We start from the raw sequence: 26,580 nt of genomic DNA on the forward strand, positions 1-26,580 counted from the left end.
CTGGCGGTTATGATTATTAATTTTAGAAAATTTACTTATTTCTTGGTCTTGCCCACCAAACCCATGAATAACTTTATGCCCGCTCAGCATTTGTTCTGAACTACGGGTAACTTGCCCCATAGCCGATTGAATATTTTTTGATATATGGCGAAAACGTTTAGAAACGACGGCAACAATAATAGCCACTAATGGAATAATCACTAAAAATATCAGTGACAATTTCCAGCTAGTGTAAAACATAAGAGCAAGTAAAAAGACAACAAATGCCCCTTCTCGAACAACGATTAGCAACGCTTTAGTTATTGCCTGTTGAACCTGTTCAGTATCAAACGTAATTTTAGAAATTAAATCGCCCGTTGAGTTTTTATCATGAAAAGAAACAGGTAAATGTAAAATGTGTTCGAATAATTCTTGACGAAGAGATCGTACAACTTGTGAGCCTACATAGCTTAAACAATATGACGACATAAAGTTAAAAATACCACGCCCTATTACCAAAGCAATAACCACAAATGGGGCATATTTTAATACATCAGCATTTCTCTGATTCAGTCCTTCATCTATAAATGGCTTCATTAACTGAATAAACAAAGCATCCATACCTGAATACCCTATCATTCCTATAATAGCGACGAAGGCGACAGACTTATACGCACCAACGTAAGAAACAAGTCGTTTATAAATTTGTGTAGTACTTTGATCCATAACACTCTCTTTATACAATTACAGTCTCTATTGTATCCTCAGGGGCGATAAAACAAAACGTCAATCTTTAATAAACCAATAACTTTCCTGTTGTCTTGCAGTTATCACGCTAATATCACTACTATAAAACTTAATACTAATTTGCCCCTGCTTACCTGTACTATATTGCTTGGCATTAATTTTATTATACCGTGCTACAACTTCGTCTTTAGGAAAACCCCACTGCCCTTGATAAGCACTTGAGTGAATAACTATTTTTGGATTTACCTTATCTATAAAAGCCTCACTCGAAGAAGTATCACTACCATGATGCGGACTAAGCATTACAGTGCTTTGAAGTAAATAACCACCTTTTAGTAGTTGCGCTTCTCGTTGTTTAGAAATGTCACCCGTTAATAAAACACTGTAATTTTCATCTGATATTCTAACTACACATGAGTCATCATTTTCATTACCAAATCCAGTCGTTTTATAACTTTCAACTATTAATCCATAAAAGTTAGCTGTGGTTACTTTACACACGCTTTGTAAATTATCAGGGTGAAACTGTTTAAAACTCAGTGCAAAGCCAGCATCGATAAAATGATCAACCCCACCGGCATGATCATTGTCTTCATGGCTCAAAATTGAAGTAGAAACAATTAATTTATTTGCTTGAATGTAGGGCAGCAAAATACTGCGAGTTCGGCTAAAACGGTTAAAGTAACTCGGTCCAAAATCATATACTAGAGCATTTTTATCTTTTTCGAGCAGTATCATTAAACCATGACCAACATCAAAAACATGCAACTGCCAGTGAGATTTTTCTGTCAATAAATAATTTATTAATAAGGTGCTTAATGGAATAAATGCCAACCATCTGTAAGGTAATAAATAGAATATTAAGATGGTTATATACGAAAAAACAACAAGCGAGGAACTAATTTCATCTGCGCTTATCCAACTTAAATGATCTGGAATCATTACAAGTAATTTAAATAAATAATTAAGGCTGTTATCTAATATCCATATAAGAATACTCATATCCAACACACTACTTATTAATGTAATTATAATTAGCATGGGCATGATAATAAAAGACAATAATGGAATAGCGATTAAATTCAACACTAAACCAGCTAAACTAACACCATTAAAAAAGTAGAGTGACAATGGCATTAACCCGATAAACAAAGCTATTTGAATCAAAACTAAAGCTATAATTTTGTTTAAAAATGACGTATTTAAAACAGGGATTTTATTTACAACTATAAAAATAATAGCGACAGCTAAAAATGAAAAATACAGTCCAGGGTTTAATACATTAAAGGGGTTTATGAGCAACACAATTACAAGCGCAAATAAAATGCTGCGCCATCGCAATGGCTGTTTAGCTAAAAAATATAGCAATAAATAACAGCCTAACATAATCAATGCCCGTGTGGCTGAAACTAAAAAATCACTTAAATAAACATAAATAAAAGCGGTTACAAAACCTACAAAACTATAAATAATAGATAAATTTTTTGTCTGATTTCCTACGTAATTGATCTTTTTAAATAAAAATCGCGTTGTTATATATCCAAAACCAAAAATAAGTCCTATGTGCAACCCCGATATAGCTAGTAAGTGACTTAAACCAAGAGATTGCATTAATTGCTTATTATCAAAACTCATCAGTGATTTATCACCAGTAAGTAACGCATAATAAAGCCATTGAAGCTGCGTGTTTTTATATGTTGTTTGAATGAATTTACGGTAACCAAACACACGGCTGTGTTCTTTTTTATAAGTGATAGCTAATTGCTTATTTAAAACCTTACCTTTAAAAAATATTTTTTGAGTAAACGCATACCGCTCATTATCAAAAACATTAAAATTTTTATTACTTCGAAAAGACTTTAAATGGATTGTTGCATCAAAAGTATCACCAACTGATAGTAGTTGTTCCGAATTCACACTCAACATTGCATTCGGTGCTCTAAAATACGAATAGCTTTTGTCATCCAATGTTAATATTTTGGCTTTTATATACTGAGGCCGCTTATCTGAAATAACATCTTCAACTATCAGTTTTGTTTGATATGTGTACTTTTCATTCGAAATTTGAGCGCCGAAATCATAAAAAAAATAAAAATGTAGTGCTATACAACAAATAGAGCAAATAAAGCCTAACAATACGTTTAAAAACGGCTTAAAATAAGCGCTCACAATAAGGATAGAAATTGTGAATACTGTAAATTCAAGGGTCTGATAATAAAATACGGTTGCAATACACCCAATTACAAACCCAAGACTTATCCACACTGATGTAAATGGTTGCTTTAAATGGCTAAAAAAACGATCCAAAGATTTTTACCTAATCCAAATAAAATTAGACATCATAAATCACTAAGAATTTTTGGACATCTTTTGCAGGACGCAAATCTTTGGCACTTAAACAGACGCTCTGCACGTGGCGCTTTTGCTGTTGGGTTATTCTTTGCTTTCATCCCTGTTCCTTTTCAAATGGTTTTAGCGGCCGCTTTTGCAATTGTATTTAGAGTTAACCTTCCTATATCTGTCGCGCTAGTTTGGCTTACTAACCCCTTAACTATGCCACCTATTTTTTACGGCTCGTATCTCGTTGGTACATTAATACTAAATCAACCTGAGCAGCACTTTGTTTTTGAAGCTAGTTGGTCTTGGTTTTTAGAAAGTATAGAGACTATTGGTCCAGCATTTTTACTAGGCTCACTAGTGTGTGCTTCTATTGCTTCAATCATCGGTTATTTTGGTATTGATATAATTTGGCGACGCTCTGTTATCAAAGCGTGGTCAACGCGCACTAAGTAATTAGTTTAATGTTAATTACATTCTAATTACTATAGACGAAAAAAAACCCAACTTATTAAAGTTGGGTTTTTTTATATTTATTATTTAATAATTTAAAAACGAAATATACGTCTTAAACCAACCAGTGGTAATAAAAATAATGTATACCAAGGGAAGCTTGCAGAGCTACGCTCATTTTCTTCAAGCTCAGCAACAGAACAACTATCTACTTCACCATTAGCAATAGGGGTAAGTTTTACTGCAACAGCCACACTTTCAAATTCAGTATTGCCATTAACGTCGGTAACAATGCCACCTAGCGTATCTCGTTTTTCAACGGTTTTTGTAGCTACACCAAAAATTTCGTTATTTTCATTAATTACTTTAGCCTCAGCCATAGTATAAGCATAACTAGTTTCACCATCAGATTCAAAACATGGTAGTAAGTCATTTAAATTGGTGATTTTGTCTTCACCAATCTTATAAATAAATGCTTCTTTACGACGAGTATTATCAGAAACACCTACTTCGCCTTCACCAACAATGTAACCTTGGTTATTTATATCGTTACCATAAGAACTTGAACTCGAGAAGTAACCTGTAGGAAAGACTGTGCTGCCAGTATTAATGTCATGATAAAAGAACTGACTTCTTTGCGAGCCTTCAATAAATTTAACTGCATAACCTGCAATAACTTCATTATCATTTATAGCTAATGATTTACCAGATATCCAATCATCTTCTTGATCAATAAAATCAATTACATTTCCATCTTTAAAATACACTGGCATAGTTATGATAGTACTATCGTTATTGTAATAACGAGTGTGAGATGAGCCAACTACAGTGCCATTTTCATTTATAGCTAGTGCAGTACTCGTGTAAGCATCGTCCTCTGTTTCATCTTCATCAGGAGCAAAAGCTAAGCCTAGAATCTCGGTAGAGTTAATATTTAAAAACTCATCCAGTTCCCATTTAACAGCTCGTTTATTAAATACGCTTGCTGATGAATTTAATAAGTTAATACAAACAGAAGTCGGTTCATCTTCGTTATCACAATTATCGTCTATGTTTTCTAATCTATCTTCTGGTATATCTATAGATACATTGCCAACAACCGTATAACCACTATTCGTTTTAATAATATCGTTTGCGCGGCTTGTACCGCCATACTCATTAAACTCTGGTACTAAAGGTACTTGTAAGCCATCGGCACTAACGACCATTCCACGTTCAATAAATTCATGAGTAAACCATGTTTCGGCATCATCTTCATCATCAGGTGTAAACAGCACTTTATCATAAGGCGCGCTACCCCAACCTACAGAGACACCATCTTCACTTACCGCATTATAAAAATTAGTGTTTGAGCGGGTTAATCCATCATAATCAACTGAAGCAACATCAAATAATGGTTGCTCAGCTACGCTATCATTGTTGTAGATTACACCCACTAATGAACTTAATTTTTGATACTCAAAGTTTGATGTGATTCCTAGAGTACTACTACCTAAAAAGCTAACCATAAAATCATGAGCATCTGGGTTATTATCAACCGCATTATTGTTTTCTATATCATCTAAAGTGAAAGTAATTACTTTATCACTTAACTCAAAAGCATTTTCTTCACTTGAGTAAGCACTTTCGACAACATTTTCTGTAAAGTCTATGTAACTAGTGTCGATTGGCAGATTATACAAACCATTTGCTGCACCGATCATATGCCCGCTTTCACTTACATCAGTAACGTAAGAATGTTTAGCACCTTCAAGTGTACCTAATTCAGTTAATTGGTATGTTGCACTTATTGCTGATGTACTCAGTGTTGCTAAAATACTGGCAGCGAGTAATTTATATTTCATTTTAATCCTTACTACTGATTCTGTAATTCTTCAAGTTCTTCCCAGCGCTCAAGGGCAGCTTCAAGGTCAGACTCAAGTTGTGCTAAATGGTTCAATGCTTTAGTAGTTACATCACTTTCTTGTTTAAAAAAGTCTGAATTACTAACTACAGCTTGTTGAGCTTCAATATCAGCCTCAAGTTTTTCCATTTTATTTGGTAGTTGCTCTAATTCAAGCTTTAATTTGTAAGAAAGTTTATTTGCCTTAGCTGCAGGTTTAGCTACAGGAGCGACTACTTTTTCAACCTTTTTTACTGGTTGCTGTTGAGTTTTTTTTTCTTGTTCGGCTAAGTAGTTAACATAAGCTTCGTAATCGCTGTAACCACCAACAATATCAGTAACTTTACCATTACCTTCAAATGCCCAAACACTCGAACATGTATTATCAATAAATTCACGGTCATGGCTTACTATCAGCACAGTACCTTGATATTGATTAATTATATCCTCTAATAACTCAAGTGTTTCAATGTCCAAATCATTCGTAGGCTCATCGAGAACAAGAATATTTGAAGGTTTTAAAAACAATTTAGCTAATAGTAATCTGTTCTTTTCACCACCAGAGAGTGCTTTAACTGGAGTACGAGCGCGGGCTGGCGGAAATAAGAAGTCTTGTAGGTAACCTAAAACATGACGCGAGCGCCCACCCATCATTACTTCTTGTTTGCCTTCAGCAACGTTATCTTGAACAGTGGCTTCTTCATCAAGTTTTTCACGATATTGGTCAAAGTAAGCAAACTCTAAATTAACACCCTGCTTAGTCTCACCGCTGTCTGGCACTAAATCGCCAAACATTAATTTTAATAATGTTGTTTTACCAATACCATTTGGACCGACTAAGCCAATTCTGTCGCCGCGCATTACAAGTGTAGAAAAGTCATCAGCAATAACTTTGTCTTTAAATGCATGACAAAGATGCTTAGCTTCAAATACTAACTTACCAGAGCGGTCAGCCGTTTCAATATTGAAATCAGTTTTACCAACTTGATCAACACGTTGTTTACGCTCCGTACGAAGCTGTTTTAACTCACGAACTCGACCTTCATTACGGGTTCTTCGTGCTTTAACGCCTTGGCGAATCCACGTTTCTTCTTCGGCTAAACGCTTATCGAACAATGCATTTTGGCTTTCTTCTACTTTTAAATCATGGGCTTTTTGCTCTAAGTACGTAGCGTAATCACCAGGGTACGAAATAAGCTTACCACGGTCTAAATCTAAAATACGCGTAGCAACAGCACGAATAAACGCACGGTCATGCGATATAAATACGATTCCGCCTTTAAACTCTTTTAAAAATTGCTCAAGCCACATTACGCTTGCCATGTCTAAATGGTTTGTTGGCTCATCAAGTAGTAATAAATCAGGTTCACTAACGAGTGCACGTGCAAGTGCCACTTTACGTAACCAACCACCTGAAAGAGATTCTAATTTAGCTTCTGGCGTTAGTTCTAATTGTGTCAAAACTAGTTGAATACGGCTATCAAAGCGCCAGCCGTCAACTGCTTCTAATTGGTTTGATAAACGCTCAAGTTTATTTAATAACTTATCGTTACACTCTGTTTGAAGCTCATTACTTACATGATGGAAATCAATCAATAAGTTAGCAATTTCAGGCATACCTTGCGCAACATAATCAAATACAGTGCCATTTGCGCCTTTTGGTGGATCTTGTTCTAAACGAGAAACTCGGATCCCACCTAGCTGATTTATTTCACCATCATCTAATACAACTTCGCCATCAAGCACTTTTAATAGAGTTGACTTACCTGCACCATTTCGACCTACAACACACACTCGTTCGCCACTTTCAATCACTGCATCTGCTTTGTTAAGTAAAGCATGAGTACCAAAGGCAAGTTGTGCTTTTAAAATTCTAATTAAATCCATAGTTCTTATTTACTCTTATTCTGTTTGCGCTAAAAATTCACGCACAGTGTGTGAGGTAAAAGGCCAAAATAATAACTCGCCTTTTTCACTTTTTAATACGGGAATACTGATTTGATACTCAGCAATAAGCTGCTCATCAGTCATAATATCAATTGGTAATAGTGTCTTACTATTACCAAGTAACGGCATAATGAGTTGCTCTGCTTGCTCGCATAAATGGCAACCATCTGTGTGGTATAAAATCCACTTAGCCATGAGTGATCAACCAGCTATTATGAATTTTTTTATTACGTTTAAAATCAGGTGATAACGTTTTATCTGAAATATTAACGGCTTTTAAACCTAAACCAATTAAGCCAACCTCATCCATTACAAAGCCACGTTTGTTATTAGAAAAAATTAAGGTACCTGATGGGCTTAAAATCTTTTTAACCCACGTTAATAATTTAATATGATCGCTTTGAACGTCAAATGCATCTTTCATTCGTTTTGAATTAGAGAACGTAGGTGGATCTAAAAATATTAAATCGTACTGTGACGTTGCGTGCTCTAACCATTTTAAACAATCTGCTTGCTCAAAGCGGTATCGCGTATTATTGATATTATTTAAATCGAAGTTGTCTTGACCCCATTTTAAATAAGTTTTTGATAAATCAACGGTAGTTATTGCTTTAGCACCACCTAACGCAGCATGTACAGAGGCTGTGCCAGTGTATGCAAACAGGTTCAAAAAGCGTTTATCTTTGGCGTTGTCTTGAATATAACGTCGCATTAAACGGTGATCTAAAAATAAACCGGTGTCTAAATAATCAAATAAGTTTACTTTAAACTTAGCACCAAACTCTTCAACAACCATAGTACGGTTTTGTTTAGCCATTGCGGTGTATTGATCTTCGCCTTTTTGCTTTTTACGCACTTTTACAGCTATATTTTCAGGCGCTATTTTAAGCTGCTGAGATGTTAAGCTAATTACATCTTGTAAGCGTTTTTCAGAGGTTTTTTCATCAATTTCTTTAGGTGCTGCATATTCAAAAATAACAGCTGAATCGCCATAAATATCAACAGCAACGTTGTACTCTGGAATATCGGCTTCATAAACACGATAAGCATTAATCTCATTTTGCTTAAGCCAGTTTTTTAGACCTTGCTTGTTCTTTTTTAAACGATTAGCAAACGACGTTGAGCCTTCAAAATTAAGGGCTTTTTTATCATCTGTAGTTAAGCTTACTTGCTTATCATCTAATTGATATAAGTTAAGTTCAACATCTAATGGACCATTTTTAAACTTATAGCGCTTAAGACGAACCAGTTTTAAAAGCTTAAATAAGCTTTCATCCATTCCTAATAACGCAAGCTTCCAATGATTAAAATGCTTTTTAAAACCAACACCTAAATTACGATGTAAATCGACAAGCTCAGCCATAGAACCAATACGTTCACCATAAGGTAAATTGGAAATAACCACACCCGGTAATTTAGCAACAGCAGTTAACTTAGTTGCATCGCTTTGCTTAAATTTAATAACATCATCAAGCTCAGCTCGTTTAGCATTATCAATCGCTTTTCCTAACACTTGGGCATCATAATCATGACCTATTAACCAAAGCTTAGGATCGGTAATATTTGCGAGTAACTCTTCTTTTAATTCTTGAAACTTAACAGCTCTAAAGCTAGGTAGGCGCTCAAAAGCAAACCCTTCACGAAATAGCCCAGGTGCTTCGTTTCGCGCCATACCAGCGGCTTCAATTAAAATAGTACCTGCACCACAACACGGATCAAATAACGGTTGNCCAGCCACTTCGTTTAATTAATGCAGCAGCTAGATGCTCTTTAATAGGCGCTTTACCTTGACCTTGGCGGTAACCACGTTCAGATAAACGCGGACCAGAGTAATCAATATACATTGATACGCCATAACGATTTAAACGAGCGACAACTCGTACGTTAGCGTCTTGTTTATCAACATTTGGGCGCTGTTCAAATAAATCATTAAAATAATCAACAATTGCATCTTTTATAACAAGACCAGAGAACTGTGTATTTTTTAGTGAGTCGTTAGTACCATTGAAATCAACTGCGAATGTTTGCGTTGGTCCAAACCATTCTTGCCAAGGTTGCGAGCGGGCAAAGTTATACAGGCTACTTTTGTCATCTACGCCTTCTTTTTCTTCAATAAGCATAAGCACACGCGTAGCAAAACGACTTGATAAACAAACCTTTTGCGCCAGTAATGAGTCAGCCTCAAAACGAACTGAACCCACAGTTTGCTTAGACACAGTTGCGCCAAGTTCTGTTAGTTCATCAACCAATAAATTTTCGATTCCGATAGAAGTAAGTGCGATAAATTGCAAAGTAATAACCCTTAATAGCTAATTGCGCAGGATTATAACATAGGTTGGCATACAAACACGCCATAAACACACGCTTATAAGGTAAATTTGGTTAGGCGGTTTGGCTTTGATATTGCTGATTTAGGATAGGATGTACACGATTATTCAAAATACGAATAACTTCAAACTGTGCTAATGATAAATTTTCATCAAGTTTGAAATTTTCACTTAAATTTAAACAAATAGACGCATCAGGGCAATGCTCTACAATTAAAAAATCACCAGACTGTACTTTAGATGTTAATTTTATAACAGCTTCAACACTTGGTTCTGAGCCAGTATATTCTTTAAAAAACCAACTTTTGGCTAAAACCGGCTTTAAGTGGTACTTCACAGCTGTTGCATTTAGCGATATTTGGCATACTTGGGCTGAATTCCAAATTTCAAACCCTGCCAAGTAATTATATACTTGTTCATAAAATGCAGCATCTTCAATACTAAAATAAGGATTTTTAAATACAGAATCAGTTAGTTGCCTTAATTTATAAGGAGTACATAATTGCATATCATCATTCAAATCAAGCAATAAGCGATTAGTATTAGAGCAAGTAATCCATTGCCATTGCTTAGATGCTTGTAACATATACTCCTCCTTGCTTAGTTAAATAATTTTTATAATACAATAAGCTTAGAGTATAACTGCTTTTAACCATTAGATATATGTTTACTTAGAACATTTATCGAACGATCAAAAGCTTAGATAACTGATCCTTATAAGCCGTTCAGGATCGATTTGACTAATTGTGGACCTTTATATATGAACCCAGTATAAACTTGTACCAAATCAGCGCCTGCATCCATCTTTTCTTTTGCCGATGCAGCATCATCAATACCGCCAACACCAATAATAGGAAGCTTGCCTTGAGTTAAGCGTTTTAACTCACTTACTACTTCTGTAGAGCGCATTCTTACAGGGTGTCCAGATAAACCACCAGCTTCATCTGCATATTGCTGACCAATAACAGCACTACGTTCTAAGGTCGTATTTGTTGCAATTACACCATCAATATTATTATTCAATAATGATTCACTTACTTGCTCTATTTGAATTTGATCAAGATCTGGCGCTATTTTTACGAGCATTGGTACTTGTTTATTGTGTTTTGCAATTAAATCGAGCTGTTCATTTTTCAGGCTTTGCAGTAAATCATCAAGCGCTGCACCATACTGTAAATCACGCAGACCTGGCGTATTTGGCGAGGAGATATTTACTGTAATATAAGATGCGTGTTCAAACACTTTACGCATACAGTGAATGTAATCATCTTTGCCTTGTTCGTTAGGTGTGTCTTTATTTTTACCTATATTAATGCCTAACACACCTTTATATTTTGCGGCTTTCACATTAGAAACTAAATTATCAACACCTTTATTATTAAAGCCCATTCTATTAATAATCGCATTTGACTCTGGAAGTCTGAAAATACGCGGTTTGTCATTACCTACTTGAGGTCGTGGTGTTACGGTACCGACTTCAATAAAACCAAAACCCATTTGGCTAAATGCATCTATACATTCAGCATTTTTATCAAGCCCGGCGGCAAGCCCTACTGGGTTTTTAAATTCGAGACCTAAAAAATTTACAGGTCTGTCTGCAACACTTTGCGACCATGCTACGTTTAAAGGTGTATTTGCAAAACGACGAAGATTATTAAGAGCAAATTCATGTGCCCACTCCGCATCACGGGTGAACATAAAGCGGCGAGCTAAATCATAAAACATCAATATAATCCTCTAATAAAAAATAGACAAAAAAATACCTCAGACAAGGCCGAGGTATTATATAGCAATTTTAACGATTAACTTATTATTTACGATAGAAATAATAATACATACGTTAAATTATTTAACTGGGGTATCACAGTTATGACTTAACAACATAAGTTCACGTAATGCTACTGAGAACTTAGCAAAGTCATGGCTTTGTGATGTTTTGAACTCAGCCAACATTTGTTTCCAACGTTGTAATAGCAATTCTTGGCTATCCATCCATTGATCAATTTGGCTATCAACATCAGTATCATCACCTTCAAAGCTATTTAATACAACTTCAGCGAGTGTACGTTGTTGCCAATCTAACTCTTCACGATAAGAAGAACGAGCTAATGCTTGCCAATGATTTGCTACCGGCTGCTTAGTTATTTGCTCTAAGAACCAATGTAATCCCATTCTAGCGCCTAACTTAAAGTAAGTATTCGATACCATCGAAATACTTCGCGTTGAGCTATTTGCAACTTCAGCTAAATCCATTACTGAGAACAAGCTCGATAACGAAACAATACGCTTAGCAATATCTGCAGGCACACCACTTTCTACTAACTTATTGGCCTCAACTACAATACGATCATTTTCTTTTTCAATCATGTATGTATTTAAGTTATCGCTTAAGTCTTTAAACGTTGGTGCAAAAAATTCAATTCCTTGCTCAATTGTTTGTGATTTATTGCGATGACGTAAAAACCAACGTGTAGCACGGCGAACTGTACGACGAAGCTGATAAAGCATTTCGGTTTGAACAGCTGCTGGTATTTTATTATCAAGTGCGCTGATAGATGACCATGTATCGCGCATTTCAAAAATTTCACTCGCAATAGAATAACACGTCGCAATTTCAGCTTCGTTAGCGCCTGTTTCTTCATGCATACGTACCATGAAATTTAAGCCCATATCGTTAACTATGCTGTTCGCTAGTTTAGTTGCGATAATTTCTTTACGAAGTGGGTGATTATTCATCGCGTCATTAAACTTCTCACGTAGTGGACGTGGGAATGACTTAACTAATAACTGACGATAATAAGGATTTTCTGTAATTTCATCACTTACTAACGATTCTTTTAATACCATTTTAGCGTACGAAACAAGTACAGAAAGCTCTGGTCGAGTTAAATCTTTACCTGCTGCAGCACGCTCGGCTAATTCTTCATCACTTGGAATAAACTCAATTGCACGATTTAACTTGCCTTCTTTTTCAAGCGCATGAATAAAGCGTACTTTTTCTTTAAGAGTAGAAGTGCCTTTAGATTGCGTAATTGAAATAGTATGCGTTTGACGATAACAATCTTTTAATACTAACTCAGATACTTCATCCGTCATTGAGTAAAGCAGCTCATCACGTTGTTTACGTGTTAAGTCACCTTCAGCAACCAAGCCATTAAGTAAAATCTTAATGTTAACTTCGTTATCTGAACAGGCAACGCCACCCACATTATCAATAAAGTCAGTATTAACACGACCGCCTTTAGCAGCAAATTCAATACGACCAAGTTGAGTAGCACCTAAGTTACCGCCCTCACCTATAATTTTAGCACCTAAATCTTTACCATTTATGCGAAGCGCGTCGTTTGCACGATCCCCTACATCTGCATCGGTTTCTTTAGAGTTTTTAATGTATGTTCCGATACCGCCATTCCACAGTAAATCGAAGTCCATCATTAGAGATGCTTTCATTAGTTCGCTTGGCGTCATGCTTGCTTTTTTAGTGCCAAGCATTTTTTTCATTTCAGGGCTTAATGTAATTGATTTAGCCGCACGAGAGAAAACACCACCACCTGCAGAAATAAGGTCTTTATTGTAATCTTCCCAAGATGAGCGTGGCATATTAAATAAACGCTCACGTTCTGGGTAAGACGTAGCTGCATCAGGGTTCGGGTCAACAAAAATGTGCATATGGTTAAATGCAACTTGTAAACGAATATGTTTAGATAACAACATACCATTACCAAATACATCGCCTGCCATATCGCCTATAGCTACCACTGTAAAGTCAGTCGTTTGACAATCTATGTCCATTTCACGGAAATGACGTTTTACAGACTCCCACGCACCTTTAGCTGTAATACCCATTTTTTTATGGTCATAACCAACTGAACCACCCGATGCAAAAGCATCACCTAGCCAGAAGTTATATTCATTTGCTATGCCATTGGCGATATCAGAGAAAGTAGCCGTGCCTTTATCCGCTGCTACTACTAGATATGCATCATCTTCATCATGACGAACAACATCTTTAGCTGGCACTACTTCGCCGCGTTCAATGTTATCTGTAATATCTAATAAGCCACGAATAAATATTTTATAACATTCTTGACCTTCTTTGATAAACGCTTCGCGTTCACTTGGTAGTTGTTTACATACAAAACCACCTTTTGAGCCAACTGGTACTATTACTGTATTCTTAACTTGCTGTGCTTTAACTAAGCCAAGTACTTCTGTACGGAAATCTTCACGACGGTCAGACCAGCGTAAACCACCACGCGCCACTTTACCGTAACGCAAATGCACACCTTCTACACGAGGTGAATAAACAAAAATTTCAAATGCTGGTAGCGGTAATGGCACATCAGGAATTAAGCTTGGTTGAATTTTAAATGATACATAAGACTTAAACTGACCTTCTGCATCTTTTTGGTAGTAGTTAGTACGAAGTGTTGCAACAATCATATCTACGTACAAACGTATAATACGGTCATCATCAAGGTTAGCTACATTTTCAAGCTCTAAGTAAACTTGAGTAATAAGCTTTTCAAGTGTTTTTGCACTAGCAGGCGCTTTAATTGAGAACTTTTTAGCGAATAAGTTAACTATTTGCGCTGCAATATTTGGATAATTAGCGAATGTACTTTCAATATACATTTGTGAGAAAGTAACGCCAATTTGACGCATATATTTAGCGTAAGCACGTAAAATAGAGGCTTCACGACCCGTTAAGCCGCCCATAAGTACTAAACGGTTAAATCCGTCGTTTTCTAAGCGATTGCCCCAAACATTCGTAAGCGCTGAGCGAAAACGAGCTGAAACCTTATCAAAATCAGCCATCCCTTTGCTATCAATTAGCATTGAGAAATCCATAATCCAATTAATACGACCGTCACTTGTTTTAACTGAGTACGGTGTTTCACCCACTACGCGTAAGCCAAAGTTTTCAAGCATAGGCATAACATCAGATAAGTGAATTGGCTCATCTTTATGGAATAAACTTAAACGAACAATATTGCTATTTGCTTCTTCTTGCGGACGATAGAAAAGCATCTCTAGCTTATTTTCATCGTTAAGCATTTCTAGTTTTTCAATATCTACTACAGCAGCACTTGGTAAAACCTCATCTTTGTATGAGCGTGCAAATGCGTTGCAGTATTTACGATTTAATTCGTTACCACGTGCTTCGCCTGCTGATTCTAGTAAGGCTGATTGTAATTTATCTTCCCAAGTACGGGCAGCTTCAATTAAATTATTCTCGATATCTTTCACGTTATATTCGATATTGTTGTCGGTCACACGAACGGTGTAATGAGTACGCGCTAATGTTGACTCAGAAAAATAAGTAGTAAATTCGACTTTATCGTCAGAATTAAATGCGTCACCTAAAATGTCTTGTGTTTCACGACGAAGTGCCGTGTTGTATCGCTCACGCGGTACATAAACCATACAAGAGAAAAAGCGACCATACGCATCTTTACGTACAAATAAGCGGCACATATCGCGCTCTTGTACTTGTAAAACACCCGTTGCAACTTCAAGTAATTCGCTTTCGCGTGCTTGCACTAGCTCGTCACGTGGGTATGTTTCTAAAATATTAAGTACTGCTTTGTATGCATGTGTACCTTTAGCAAAATCACACATTTCCATAATGCGATTAATTTTACTTTTAAGTACAGGCACATCTGAAGCACTATTATTGTAAAAGTTAGATGAAAACAAACCAATAAAGCGGTCTTCTCCAATCACGTTTCCTTTATCATCAAAACGTTTAATGCCAACGTAATCAATATAAGCTGGGCGATGTACACGAGAGAGTGAGTTAGTCTTCGTTAAAATAACTAAATTACTACTGCGTGCCTCTTGACGTGCCACTTCTGGCAATTCAGATAATAATCGTGAGTGCTCTTCGGTAGAGTTTTTCATTAAACCAAGGCTAGTATCCATTTTGCCTTTTAATTCATAATCACCTTGTACAGGGCTTAACTCATATTCGCGATAACCCATTAGTGTAAAGTTATCTTTAACAAGCCAATTTAAAAACTCTGCGGCTTCAGATATTTCACCGGTGTTTTTATTATGATGGCGTTTTGGCAAATCTTTACTAACAGCGATTAGCTTTTTACGGATTGGTTGCCAATCTTCTACAGCAACAGATACATCAACAAGTACCGACTCTAATTCTTTTTTGAAAGACTCAATCACAGATAAATCTGTTTGACGGTCAATTTCAATAAAAAAGACAGCTTTAGTAGATGTTGATTCTTGTTCTGCTTTTAAATTTGATAAACCCGAAATTTTAGCGTTTTTATCACGCTGTATTTTAAGTGGGCTATGAAGTAATAAGTGAGAGGCAATATTTTCGCGAGTCATGGCCATACGCACTGAATCAACTAAAAACGGCATGTCTTTAGCTATGATTTCTACAATTGTATGTGATGACTGCCAGCCATCCTTTGCCACTTCAGGATTGAAAACGCGTATAACAGCGCTGTCAGATGTGTTTTTTTCTAGTGCATTCCAAAGACTGAGTGCAGCACCATATAAGTCACTATCGTTGCGGTTTGCCAAATCCTCTTTAGACATATTGCTGTACAAGGCTTTGGCGAATTTTTCAACGAGCAAAACATTATCAGCGTGAACTTTTTTTTGGATCAGCTTGCAGACATTATCTAGGATAACCGAGGCTTGGCCTTCTTTACGTGTCATTGTATGTTCCTTAATCTATTGCTGCTCAGGAGCAGAAATTTGTACAGCCATTTATTAGCGTGGAGTCAGCTAAATTCTAACCCTTTTGCAGCTAATAAACAGCCTTTTCGATGAAAACATTTTAAGCATTTCAGCTATTTGGTCATCTATTCACAAAACATAGATATAAATGACCATTACTGGTCATTTAGGAGCAAGATTATTCACATTATTTTTTCTGGTCAGTCCAGAGTAAGCTACCAATTGCCGGTAATAACAACACTGCACCAAGCATATTTACTAAAAACATGAACGTTAATAGTATTCCCATATCAACTTGAAATTTCAAATCAGAGAAAATCCATGTGCTTACACCAATAGCTAATGTAATACCTGTAAATAATACCGCACTACCGCGTTCAACTAACGCATTTCGATACGCAACGGAAAGTGGCACATTTTGCTTAAGCTGACTCATCATCGATGACAGTATATAAATACCATAATCAACACCAATACCTACACCAAGTGCAATAACAGGCAAAGTAGAAACCGTTAGGCCTATTTCTAATTGCACCATAAGCGCTTGTGCCAACGTTGATACAACATAAAGTGGTAATACAACCGCAATTGTTGCTTTTACACTTCTAAAACTCATTAAGCATAAAATAATAACGGCGCCATAAACGTAGAGCATCATTGGTATTTGTGCATCAGAAACCGACTCGTTAGTAGCAGCCATTACACCAACCGGGCCAGAAGCTAACTTAAAAGCAATTTTATCTGTCCCTTCTTCTAGGGCAAACTGCTTAACACTTTCAATAACACGGTCAATAGTTTGTGCTTTGTGGTCATCTAAAAAGATAATCACTGGCATTACAGAACAATCACCATTGAGTAAACCCGTACTGGTTTCTACTCGAGCAGTTGATTGTACTAAGCTGGCTGAATTACGCGGTAAACTTTGCCATTTAAGATTACCTTCGTTATAACCCGCATTTACCGACTGTGCTACAGAGCTTAAACTAACCGCCGATTGCACTCCCACTACATTTTCTACTTTGTATTGAAAACGGCTAATATGTTCCATTACATCGTGTTCAGTACACGCTGCAGGATAAGCCTCAACAATCACTTTTAAAATATCAGATGAAATAGTGTATTTGTCAGATATTAAAAAAGTATCTTGATTATAACGTGCATCTTGATGAAGCGAAGGCGCCCCTGCATGTAAATCACCAATACGCATTTTGTCTGCTTGCCAATAACCTAATGCAAATAATACTAAGGTGAAGCCTATAATCATTTTGGCAACTTTAGGATCGGTTGCCTTGACAAGTAAGTCTCTTATTTTATCAAGCATGTTTGGCTTTTCTGCATCACCAGACTGAATATGTACACTGTTTTCAAAGCGCATGTAAGATGCCCAAACAGGTAGTAATATTAAATTGGTGAAAATAATAACCGCTACACCTAAACTTGCTGTTATGGCAAGTTCACGGATTATGCCAATATCAATAGTTAGTAATGTTAAAAAGCCGACCGTGTCTGAAAGCAGTGCAATACCGCCTGGTATTAATAAAGCTCTAAAGCTCGATTGACAACAAATACGCGTACTTTTCCCTTCCCCTACTTTTTTACCAATCGCATTGATCATCTGCACACCATGGCTTACACCAATAGCAAACACCAAAAACGGCACCAAAATAGACATAGGATCAAGACCAAAACCTAAGCTAGAAAGCAATCCTAATTGCCAAACAACGGCAATAATAGAACACGCTATAGGTAAAATAGTCAGTTTTAAACTACCGCAAAATAACCAAACCATAATAAAAGTAAAGGCAATAGCAATAGCAAAAAATACAACAACGCCTTTTGCACCTTCTGCTATATCGCCAGCCATTTTTGCAAAACCAATAATATGAATACTTACTTTATCAGTACTTAAAGGCTCTCTTAATTCACTTTCTAGTTTTTGTGCAAAAGATAGCGTATCTAGTTTTTGTTGTGTTTGTGGATCAGTTTCTAAAAGCTGTGCTGTTACCATTGCACACGAGTAGTCGCTGGCAATCATTCGCCCTACTACTTTGGCTTTTTCTATGTTCTCTTTAACAACCCCTAAACCACGCGTATCTGCTTTAAAGTTTGCAGGAATAATAGGACCACCGGCAAAACCATCTTCAACAACTTCAACAAAACGGGCACTTGGTGAAAATATCGAATTTACTAAAGGACGGTTAACCCCTGGAATAAAATAAAGCTGATCGTGAACGGCTTTTAGCTGTGTAAAAAATTCAGGGTTAAATATATTACCACTGTCGTCGCACACCGAGATTAAAATGCTGTTTGCGCCACCAAATTGCTTTTCGTGCTTGGTGTATACTTTCATGTACTCGTGATTTAGTGGAATATTTTTATTGAACGAAGCATCAAGTTGAATTTGCGTCGCTTTAAATACCAGTAAACACGTTATAAGTGCAAAACTTATAAGCATAATTAAACGATGTCTAAAAATCGCTTTTTCTATTAAATCTAAAATTTTATGCATTAAGGGGTCAACTCCTTCACTTTAATGCCATCTTCTGTTGCCATGATTAATTTATTATCCATAATCACACCATCAAGAATCGCTTTACCATCAGCCAGTTGCTCGTGAGTAAGCAATCCGTCTTTTAAATGAAAAATAACACCACTGTTTGCCAGCATTAACCATTGTTCGTTATTATAATTAATGATGCTGTTAACGGTTGCTGTTTTAACATTTTCTAAATGCTGCCAATCTTGCTCATTGCGTTGCTTGGTAAACACATTGCCACGTAGGCCTGCAACAACCTCTTGTGTATCATCAGAATTAAAACCAAAAAATGAACCTGGGTATATTTCTTCAATTCTTTGCCAAGTAATACCATTGTCACTACTTCGAGCCATTAAACCCATTTCGCCTACGAGTATAAGCCCGTCATTTGTATTCTCTATGCGGTTAAAATGAGGCAAAATGGAGGCTGTTTCAGCTTCATATCCTTGTCGGTCATTCTCTTTTAAATCGTTCAAGTAGTCTTGGTCTTCACTAAAGAGTAAAGAGTCTAAAAAACGTTTTTGCCAATGCTTACCGCCATCAGAGGTTTGGTAAAACATCCCATAAGCACCTACCATAAAACCATTTAAGTCATCTTCAAAAAGAATATCTAGGCATGGTTTATCTAACTCTGGTAACGCTTGTTGTAATTGCCAATTAACACCACCATCAGTAGTGTTAATAATGGTTGCGTCGTGCCCGCATGCCCAGCCATTATTTTCATTGCTAAAATCTACCGCAGTCAATAATACTTGTGTTGGTACCAATTGAGCTTGTTGCCAACTTGCACCATCACTGCTTTTAATTACTGTGCCATGCTTACCAACAGCAATAATGTTGCTACCCGCTTTTGTTATATCTGTTAATAGGGTTTTGTCTGCGTGGGTTACGTTAATTGCATTTTTAGGAGCATCTTGTGCAACACTCGCACCGCTTATAATCAGGCTGGCATATACCAAATACTTCATAAATTTTAATCGCCTTGAACTGAAGGATTGTTTGTCTTTATTACTCGGGAAGGTCCAGCGCGTGAAAAAGACAAACGCGATGAGAAAGGAGAAAGGCATCTAACATATTAGCTAGATGCCTACTTTATAACTATCTACCAGCGCGACGCAATGCGCTTGATGTAAACTCGTTATCGTTAAACGATTGTGAAAAATCGTACATTTTTTCTTGGTTATCTAAACCAATTGCTAAATAACGGCGAGAATTTAAATCATGATAAACTTCTAATGTGCTCCACTGGGTAGGCACTTCGTAATAGTTAAGACCATAGGCCATTGCTACGCGATAAAGTTGATCACGGTTATCATAGATATCTGTAACCTGTACTTGCCAGCTATCTTCATCAATATAAAAAACACGTTTTTTATAAATATGGCGTGTATCATCTTTTAAGTTAGCTTCAACAACCCAAACACGGTGTTTTTCGTAACGTGTATGTTCTGGGTTTATATGCCCAGGCATTAAAATATCATCGTACTCTAGCTTATCACTATGAAGTTTATAGCTGTTGTAAGGTATATATAACTCTTGCTTACCTTTTAGTGTCCAGTTATAGCGATTAGGCGAGCCATTAAACATATCAAAATCGTCAGTAGTACGTAAGCTATCTGCTGCGGTACCTGGTGCATCATATGCAACATTAGGTGCACGTCGAACGCGGCGTTGTCCTGAGTTATAAGTCCATGCTTGGCGCGGCGTTAATATTTGATCCATTGTTTCATGAACTAATAATGCAGTACCCGCTAAACGAGCTGGCTCTGTAACGCTTTGTTTAAACTTAAACAAAATATTTGAATCTTGCAGCTCTGCTGGAGTAGCGCTAGGGTCTGAATATTTAACCAGTAACTGCTCATCAAAACCTACATAGTTATAAGTACCTGATGCCGTTGGTGCTGCTTGACCACCAAAACGTTCAATAGACTGCCCGCGATAACGTAGTAAGTGATTCCAAATAGCCTCTAACCCTGTTTTAGGAATAGGAAATGGAATACCAATTGCTGTATTTTTAATTCCGTTTCCGCCTTCAACTAGTTCAGCTGTTGCTGCAAACTGTTTCGTAGCATCATAAACAAATTGAGGAAAAGAAGCAGAACGACGAGTTTCGTATACTGGCATTTTAAATGTATCTGGGTACGCTTCAAATAGTGCGACTTGCCCTGGGCTTAAGTTTGCCTTGTACTTATCAATATTACTTTTATCAATAGTAAAAAGCACTTTATCGGCAGTAAATGGGTCTAGGTGATGCATTCCTGGCTCATAGCCAGCAGGTGCAGTTGTAATACCATTATTCCAAGCAGGAATAGATCCATCTGCATTAGCTGCTTTTTCTGCGCCAAGTGGTGTTAAGTCTTTACCTAAGTGAGCAACTTCTTCAGCGCTCAATTTTGCTAAAGCTGCGCTGCTTGCAAACAAACTACAAAAAGCTGTAGCAATGAGGGTAGGTTTATTAATCATAGTAATGTTACCCCTAAATAGAATATTTTAGATTAAAAGAAACGTAGTCGCGGTCTGAGAAAGTATTTATATCACCGCCACCCCAAAACGAGTTGTAGCTCACATCAAGTGACCACGCATTTTGGTAATTAAAGTTCATGGTTGCGCCTAATGACTTACGGTCTTCAATAAATAAGAACATAGGATCTGGCGTATTACCATTTACGTCATGAGAAAAAACAAAACGTGGTGAAAAGTTAATGCCATTATAAAGATTAAAGTAATCACCTTTAGCAATTAGACGATAACCCCATGATGAAGCTGTCGCGAATGACTTCTCTTCTGCACCATTAGATAAACCAAGTTGTAATGTTGAGTAATCAGTAGTACCTGGTCCGGTAATTGTTCCGCTTCTACCTGTACCCGATACATTTAAACGCATCTCATCATAAGTAGGCATACTGTGAATACGTACTCCACCTACTTCACCTACCACAGCCCAACTATCAGCTCCCAATGAAGGACCAAATAAATGAGTCGCAGTAAATTGTAACTGTGATGTATTGCGTTCAATATAACCTTGTGCAATTTCACCCGGACCCACAGAGCTTATTGCATCGCCAAAGCTCATCTGCGAAATACCAGCAAAATCAGGGCGAATACCAGCAACAGCTAACTGCTCAGGCATTGCTGTATAAAGTAACTCAACGTCATCAATTTGCAGTGGTTCATCTTCTCGAAAAGTAAATTCACCTGCAAATGCAGTTTCGCCCAACGACGTATTAAAACTTAAACCATAAAGCTTAATATCTTCTGGGTATTCGTTGGTTGCTTTAGAAAAGGCTTGAAGCTCAGAAATATTATTGCTAGTAATTTCAGTACCACTTAGCAATATCGATAAATCTTGAGCAATTGCTTCTGAAGTAAAGTTAGATACACGACCAGAAATAAGTGGACGGCGACTATGATAATTCACATGATATAATGCAACCTCAGTATCATTAAAATCAGGTAAAAACACACCTAGGCGTAAGCCGTATTGACCACCGTCATCTGGTTCTGACTTGCCATCATCGCCTTTACCTTTTAACGCAACCTTAGTTGGATGCGCAAGATACATTTGAGCTAGTAATGCACTGCCCTCTGCACTTGAAGGATCAATACCTTGAGCTGCAGCGGCTTGAGCAAAATCTGTGGTTAAGTTATTTAAGCTATTTGTTAAAAATGCTAAATCTATATCGGGATTAGAAGTAAAACCCAGTTGAACATTTTGTTGATAGCCATTTTCAGCAGCAAAATCATTAGTAGAAAAATAAGTGCCTGCAGCTGGCAAGCGTGTTTCTTGCCATTGGTACTGATAAAAACCCTCAAGGGTAATGTTTTCAGTAATACCTAATGAAGCCCACAACATTCCAACCGGAATAAACGCTTCTTTAAGCTCAGCACCTGGTGCTTTTAAACGGTCTATATCAACTGGGTTTACGTTAATACCATGCGAGATAAGTGTACTTTCTCCCCAGTTAACTACTTGTTGACCAATTCGAACAGAAAGAGGGTTATTACCATCATTTAGATCGAAATCAGCCCATACAAATGCATCAAGTAAACGAATATCTGCACAGCTTTGCGCTTTTGTCGCTCTATCGTCACATGGGTCTACACCTTCACCAGACGTTGGGTTGGAATAGGCATGATAACCATCCATAAGTGCAAAGTCGTAAAAATACATAAAACGAGTAAACAGACCATAGTTATCTTTATTGATTGATAAGTCGTGCGTACCCTTTAATAATTTAGAAAATGAATCACCGCTATCAAAATTTAAATTACCTGCATCACCATTATTTGAGTATGAACCTGGTTGAGCCCATACATCTTGTGATGAATAAATTGTATTTGATGCAGGATGATAGCCTGTCCAATCAAAAGCAGGATTGTTACTTTTACCTATTAAGTTAAAGTCCCTGTCTTCTACTCGAGTACTCTGTCCATATGAAAAAGTTGAATCGAAGGTAATATCAAACCCTCCGGCCTCAAATGTTACAGCGTGTGTGTTGGCTGCAGATAGCCCTAAGCTAGCGGCTGNCTGCTAGACCTAAAACAATTTTATTTCGAACAAAAAGCGATCTTCTTATCATTGTGGTTCCCCCCTGTCGCGGGTCATTTTGTGTGATCAAGTTATTGTTTTTAGTGTAATCGTAACGATAGAAGCGAATTAGATAAATTACAAATTAGTCGCATCCAATCAGTTATAAATTTTTTAAATGGCTGACGTTTACGTATTGGTAAGACGTCGTACCAGACAATTTATACACGTTATTTAACAATAGGACAAATTGAAATTAACAAAAAGATAATATTTTTATAATTATATAACATAAAAATAAAGTGTTAAGCCACTCGTTCAATGCGAATAAATTTGTTTTCGGGGGTTAATAACATTCTAAAACGACCTCGTATTCCTAGGCTCGAAATATAAGGTCTTAAATGATGAGCAGAAAAACGAATGGTTTTCCCGCCATCTTCAACTACTTGCAATGAGCTAAAACGACCATGGTAGTAATCCATGCAGTCGCTATAGCTCAGTTTTAAACTAAAATAATACTCAGTCATCTAGGCAAGCGCTTTCTCTACTTTTTCAAACAGATCATCGCTAAGGCCGTCTAAATTGGCCAAACGTAATAGCTGCTGTTTCATCGCTTGTGCACGCTCACCATCATAACGTTTCCACGACATAAACGGAGTAAGCATGCGAGATGCATTTTGTGGATTTATTGCGTTAAGTTTTATTAATAAATCACCTAAAAGCGCATAGCCCTCACCATCAGCACGATGGAAGTGCTGTGTATTAAAATGGCTAAAACTACCCACTAATGCGCGAACGCGGTTAGGATTTGAAAAATCAAAACATGGGTGCTCGTATAACGCTTTTATATTTGCAATAGCATCATCTGCGGTTTGCATAGCTTGCAGAGCAAACCACTTATCCATAACCAATACATCATGACGCCACTGGCTATCAAAATGATTTAGTAACTCGTTACAAATTGGGTGCGATGCTTTAACTGCAGCGCTCAATGCACCTAATACATTGGTCATATTAGATGAACCAGCAGAATGCCTAATAAAGTCTGATGCATGAGGACTATCTGTTTGAGCCAGATAATGTAAACACAACTGCTTTAATGAACGAATAGCCACCGCACTTGCACTTACACTTCCGTCATCTATTAGTGATTCAAAACATGTTATAAATTCAGCAGTTAGAGCTTCGGCAATTTGTTTTTCAAACGCATTTGTTACGGCAATAATGTCATCAACTGGAATTACGTCAAATTCAGCCGCTAATGTATCAAAACTTGGTAGTTTTAGTAGTTCTGCAATTAATGCTAAATCACCTTGTTTTGAGCTTACTAAGGCGCGTAGCGACTCAATAATCTCATCACTTAATAGGTTACTACTCGCTTTAATTACATTATCTTTAACTGCATTTATAAATAATTGTTGTTGAGCATCCCAGCGTGAAAAATCACTACGAGCAAAACGCATTATATGCAGTAAATCTTGCTCACTAGTATGTTGATTCAAAATACAAGGCGCCGAGAAATCTTCAAGCAATACAGCAACCGGTTGTTCTGTAATATTATCGAACTTAAATATTTGAGTATCTTTAGTTACATCAAGTACATAGTCAACTTTTTCGCCTTTATATTGTAATTCAATGCTTTTACCATTCGAATCCAATAATTCAATAGCAAAAGGAATATGCAATGGCTTATTATTTACCTGATTAGTAGGCGCAGTTTGCTCTATTGTTAAACTGTATGTATTTATATTTGCGTCATAATGTTGTATCGCATTTAGACGAGGTGTGCCCGATTGACTATACCAGCGTTTAAATTGCTCAAGGCTTACGCCCGATGCGTCACTCATTGCACTCACAAAGTCATCGCAAGTAACTGCTTGACCGTCATGTCGCTCAAAATAAAGTGTCATACCTTTTTGAAAGTTAGTTTCACCTAGTAATGTATGCATCATGCGAATAACTTCAGCACCTTTGTCATACACGGTAACCGTATAAAAGTTATTCATTTCAATAACTTTTTCAGGACGAATAGGATGCGACATAGGTCCTGCATCTTCACTAAACTGGTGAGTACGCATTACTTTTACTGCATCAATTCTGTTTAAAGCCCGTGAACCTAGGTCACTACTAAACTCTTGATCTCTAAATACCGTTAAACCTTCTTTTAGCGATAATTGAAACCAGTCTCTACAGGTAACTCGGTTGCCAGTCCAGTTGTGAAAATACTCATGCCCTACTATCGATTCAATCGTATGGTAGTCTTTATCCGTTGCAGTTTCTTGGTTTGCTAAAACACATTTACTATTAAAAATATTTAAACCTTTATTTTCCATTGCACCCATATTGAAAAAATCAACGGCTACTATCATATATATATCAAGGTCATACTCTAAATTAAAACGTTCTTCATCCCACTGCATTGCTTTTTTGAGCGATGCGATTGCGTGAGGAGTTTTCGACAAATTTCCTTTATCAACAAACAGCGCTAATTCAATATCTCTACCACTTTTAGTAATGTAATTATCTTTTAAAACATCAAAATCGCCAGCAACCAATGCAAATAAATAACTTGGCTTTTTAAACGGGTCTTGCCATTTTGCAAAATGACGACCATCTTTTGTTTCACCACTATCGACTTTATTACCATTTGAAAGTAAATGTGGGTATTTAGTATCGGCAATAATAGTTACGTCAAATGTAGATAAAACATCAGGACGGTCCATGTAATACGTGATTTTTCTAAACCCTTGCGCTTCACATTGTGTGCTATATGCACCACCCGAAAGATAAAGCCCTTCTAGTGATGTATTCGTTTCTGGTGATATCTCTGTCACTATATTTAATTGGCAGCTATCTGGCAGGTTATTTATAATAAGTTGCTCACCCACTATTTCATAATCAGTAACATCAACTGTATCAATCGATAAAGAAATTAGGCGTAAATTAATACCATCTAGCACTAATGGTGCATTTTTAGCACCACTACGATTTAGCGTTAATAACGCACTTACTTTAGTCGTTAAAGGCTGTAAATCAAAAGTAAGTTCTGTGTGGTCAATTAAAAAATCCGGAGCTTTGTAGTCTTTTAAATATTGCGTTTGAGGTTTGCTTGATTCAGTCATATATACTCCAAAAA

14 protein-coding genes and 2 pseudogenes are annotated in these 26,580 nt (G+C 36.8%); 1 reads left to right on the top strand and 15 read right to left on the bottom strand.

Annotation, left to right across the window (positions count from 1 at the left end):
• Positions 1-705, bottom strand: a 705-nt coding sequence (locus L647_RS0102720) for an ABC transporter transmembrane domain-containing protein (protein WP_024609832.1), incomplete at its 3' end; no start/stop codon positions are given.
• Positions 706-765: 60 nt separating this feature from the next.
• Positions 766-3,033, bottom strand: a complete 2,268-nt coding sequence (locus tag L647_RS0102725) for a DNA internalization-related competence protein ComEC/Rec2 (RefSeq protein WP_024609833.1) — start codon at positions 3,031-3,033, stop codon at positions 766-768.
• Here L647_RS0102725 and L647_RS0102730 point away from each other — a divergent pair.
• On the top strand, positions 3,013-3,519 hold the full coding sequence (locus L647_RS0102730; RefSeq protein ID WP_024609834.1) for a DUF2062 domain-containing protein: 507 nt from the start codon (positions 3,013-3,015) through the stop codon (positions 3,517-3,519). The genes L647_RS0102725 and L647_RS0102730 overlap by 21 nt on opposite strands.
• 92 nt (positions 3,520-3,611) lie before the next feature.
• On the opposite strand, the gene L647_RS0102735 is transcribed toward L647_RS0102730, so the two are convergent.
• The 13 genes and pseudogenes from L647_RS0102735 to pepN form a co-directional block, all read right to left on the bottom strand.
• On the bottom strand, positions 3,612-5,360 hold the full coding sequence (locus L647_RS0102735) for a DUF3466 family protein (RefSeq protein ID WP_024609835.1): 1,749 nt from the start codon (positions 5,358-5,360) through the stop codon (positions 3,612-3,614).
• Between the two features lie 11 nt (positions 5,361-5,371).
• On the bottom strand, positions 5,372-7,285 hold the full coding sequence (locus L647_RS0102740) for an ABC transporter ATP-binding protein (RefSeq protein WP_024609836.1): 1,914 nt from the start codon (positions 7,283-7,285) through the stop codon (positions 5,372-5,374).
• Positions 7,286-7,300: 15 nt separating this feature from the next.
• Positions 7,301-7,540 carry a glutaredoxin family protein gene (locus L647_RS0102745; protein ID WP_024609837.1) on the bottom strand — a complete coding sequence of 80 codons (240 nt, stop codon included), beginning with the start codon at positions 7,538-7,540 and terminating at the stop codon, positions 7,301-7,303.
• Positions 7,533-9,636 (bottom strand): annotated as a pseudogene (rlmKL, locus tag L647_RS01000000123535) (bifunctional 23S rRNA (guanine(2069)-N(7))-methyltransferase RlmK/23S rRNA (guanine(2445)-N(2))-methyltransferase RlmL). Before rlmKL ends, L647_RS0102745 begins: the two are co-directional and overlap by 8 nt.
• A 91-nt stretch (positions 9,637-9,727) precedes the next feature.
• Positions 9,728-10,258: a cell division protein ZapC gene (locus tag L647_RS0102755; RefSeq protein WP_024609838.1), complete on the bottom strand. Its 531-nt coding sequence runs from the start codon at positions 10,256-10,258 to the stop codon at positions 9,728-9,730.
• A 128-nt stretch (positions 10,259-10,386) separates the two neighbouring features.
• Positions 10,387-11,397 carry a quinone-dependent dihydroorotate dehydrogenase gene (pyrD, locus tag L647_RS0102760; protein WP_024609839.1) on the bottom strand — a complete coding sequence of 337 codons (1,011 nt, stop codon included), beginning with the start codon at positions 11,395-11,397 and terminating at the stop codon, positions 10,387-10,389.
• A 120-nt stretch (positions 11,398-11,517) separates the two neighbouring features.
• Positions 11,518-16,359: an NAD-glutamate dehydrogenase gene (locus tag L647_RS0102765; RefSeq protein ID WP_024609840.1), complete on the bottom strand. Its 4,842-nt coding sequence runs from the start codon at positions 16,357-16,359 to the stop codon at positions 11,518-11,520.
• A gap of 208 nt (positions 16,360-16,567) precedes the next feature.
• Positions 16,568-18,889 carry an MMPL family transporter gene (locus L647_RS0102770; RefSeq protein WP_024609841.1) on the bottom strand — a complete coding sequence of 774 codons (2,322 nt, stop codon included), beginning with the start codon at positions 18,887-18,889 and terminating at the stop codon, positions 16,568-16,570.
• Positions 18,889-19,884 (bottom strand): YCF48-related protein, encoded by a 996-nt coding sequence (locus L647_RS0102775; protein WP_024609842.1) that lies wholly within the window; start codon positions 19,882-19,884, stop codon positions 18,889-18,891. The genes L647_RS0102770 and L647_RS0102775 overlap by 1 nt, the downstream gene beginning before the upstream one ends.
• 130 nt (positions 19,885-20,014) lie before the next feature.
• Positions 20,015-21,379, bottom strand: coding sequence for a DUF1329 domain-containing protein (locus L647_RS0102780; protein WP_024609843.1), 1,365 nt, complete (start codon positions 21,377-21,379; stop codon positions 20,015-20,017).
• 13 nt (positions 21,380-21,392) lie between these two features.
• Positions 21,393-23,496, bottom strand: a pseudogene (locus L647_RS01000000123540) (DUF1302 domain-containing protein).
• 253 nt (positions 23,497-23,749) lie between these two features.
• On the bottom strand, positions 23,750-23,971 hold the full coding sequence (locus L647_RS01000000123545) for a DUF2835 family protein (RefSeq protein ID WP_033024233.1): 222 nt from the start codon (positions 23,969-23,971) through the stop codon (positions 23,750-23,752).
• A complete protein-coding gene (pepN, locus tag L647_RS0102795) occupies positions 23,972-26,566 on the bottom strand; it encodes an aminopeptidase N (RefSeq protein ID WP_024609844.1) in 2,595 nt (864 codons plus the stop codon). It abuts the gene before it with no gap.
• Between the last annotated feature and the right edge of the window lie 14 nt (positions 26,567-26,580).

Origin of the sequence: Pseudoalteromonas sp. TB64, assembly GCF_000498095.1 — a bacterium.
Classification (GTDB): domain Bacteria; phylum Pseudomonadota; class Gammaproteobacteria; order Enterobacterales; family Alteromonadaceae; genus Pseudoalteromonas.

Bases quoted from the DNA above. Each gene is read 5' to 3' on its own strand.
- L647_RS0102730 (WP_024609834.1), top strand. From the start codon at position 3,013: ATGGCTAAAAAAACGATCCAAAGATTTTTACCTAATCCAAATAAAATT.
- L647_RS0102735 (WP_024609835.1), bottom strand. From the start codon at position 5,360: ATGAAATATAAATTACTCGCTGCCAGTATTTTAGCAACACTGAGTACA.
- L647_RS0102740 (WP_024609836.1), bottom strand. From the start codon at position 7,285: ATGGATTTAATTAGAATTTTAAAAGCACAACTTGCCTTTGGTACTCAT.
- L647_RS0102745 (WP_024609837.1), bottom strand. From the start codon at position 7,540: ATGGCTAAGTGGATTTTATACCACACAGATGGTTGCCATTTATGCGAG.
- L647_RS0102755 (WP_024609838.1), bottom strand. From the start codon at position 10,258: ATGTTACAAGCATCTAAGCAATGGCAATGGATTACTTGCTCTAATACT.
- pyrD (WP_024609839.1), bottom strand. From the start codon at position 11,397: ATGTTTTATGATTTAGCTCGCCGCTTTATGTTCACCCGTGATGCGGAG.
- L647_RS0102765 (WP_024609840.1), bottom strand. From the start codon at position 16,359: ATGACACGTAAAGAAGGCCAAGCCTCGGTTATCCTAGATAATGTCTGC.
- L647_RS0102770 (WP_024609841.1), bottom strand. From the start codon at position 18,889: ATGCATAAAATTTTAGATTTAATAGAAAAAGCGATTTTTAGACATCGT.
- L647_RS0102775 (WP_024609842.1), bottom strand. From the start codon at position 19,884: ATGAAGTATTTGGTATATGCCAGCCTGATTATAAGCGGTGCGAGTGTT.
- L647_RS0102780 (WP_024609843.1), bottom strand. From the start codon at position 21,379: ATGATTAATAAACCTACCCTCATTGCTACAGCTTTTTGTAGTTTGTTT.
- L647_RS01000000123545 (WP_033024233.1), bottom strand. From the start codon at position 23,971: ATGACTGAGTATTATTTTAGTTTAAAACTGAGCTATAGCGACTGCATG.
- pepN (WP_024609844.1), bottom strand. From the start codon at position 26,566: ATGACTGAATCAAGCAAACCTCAAACGCAATATTTAAAAGACTACAAA.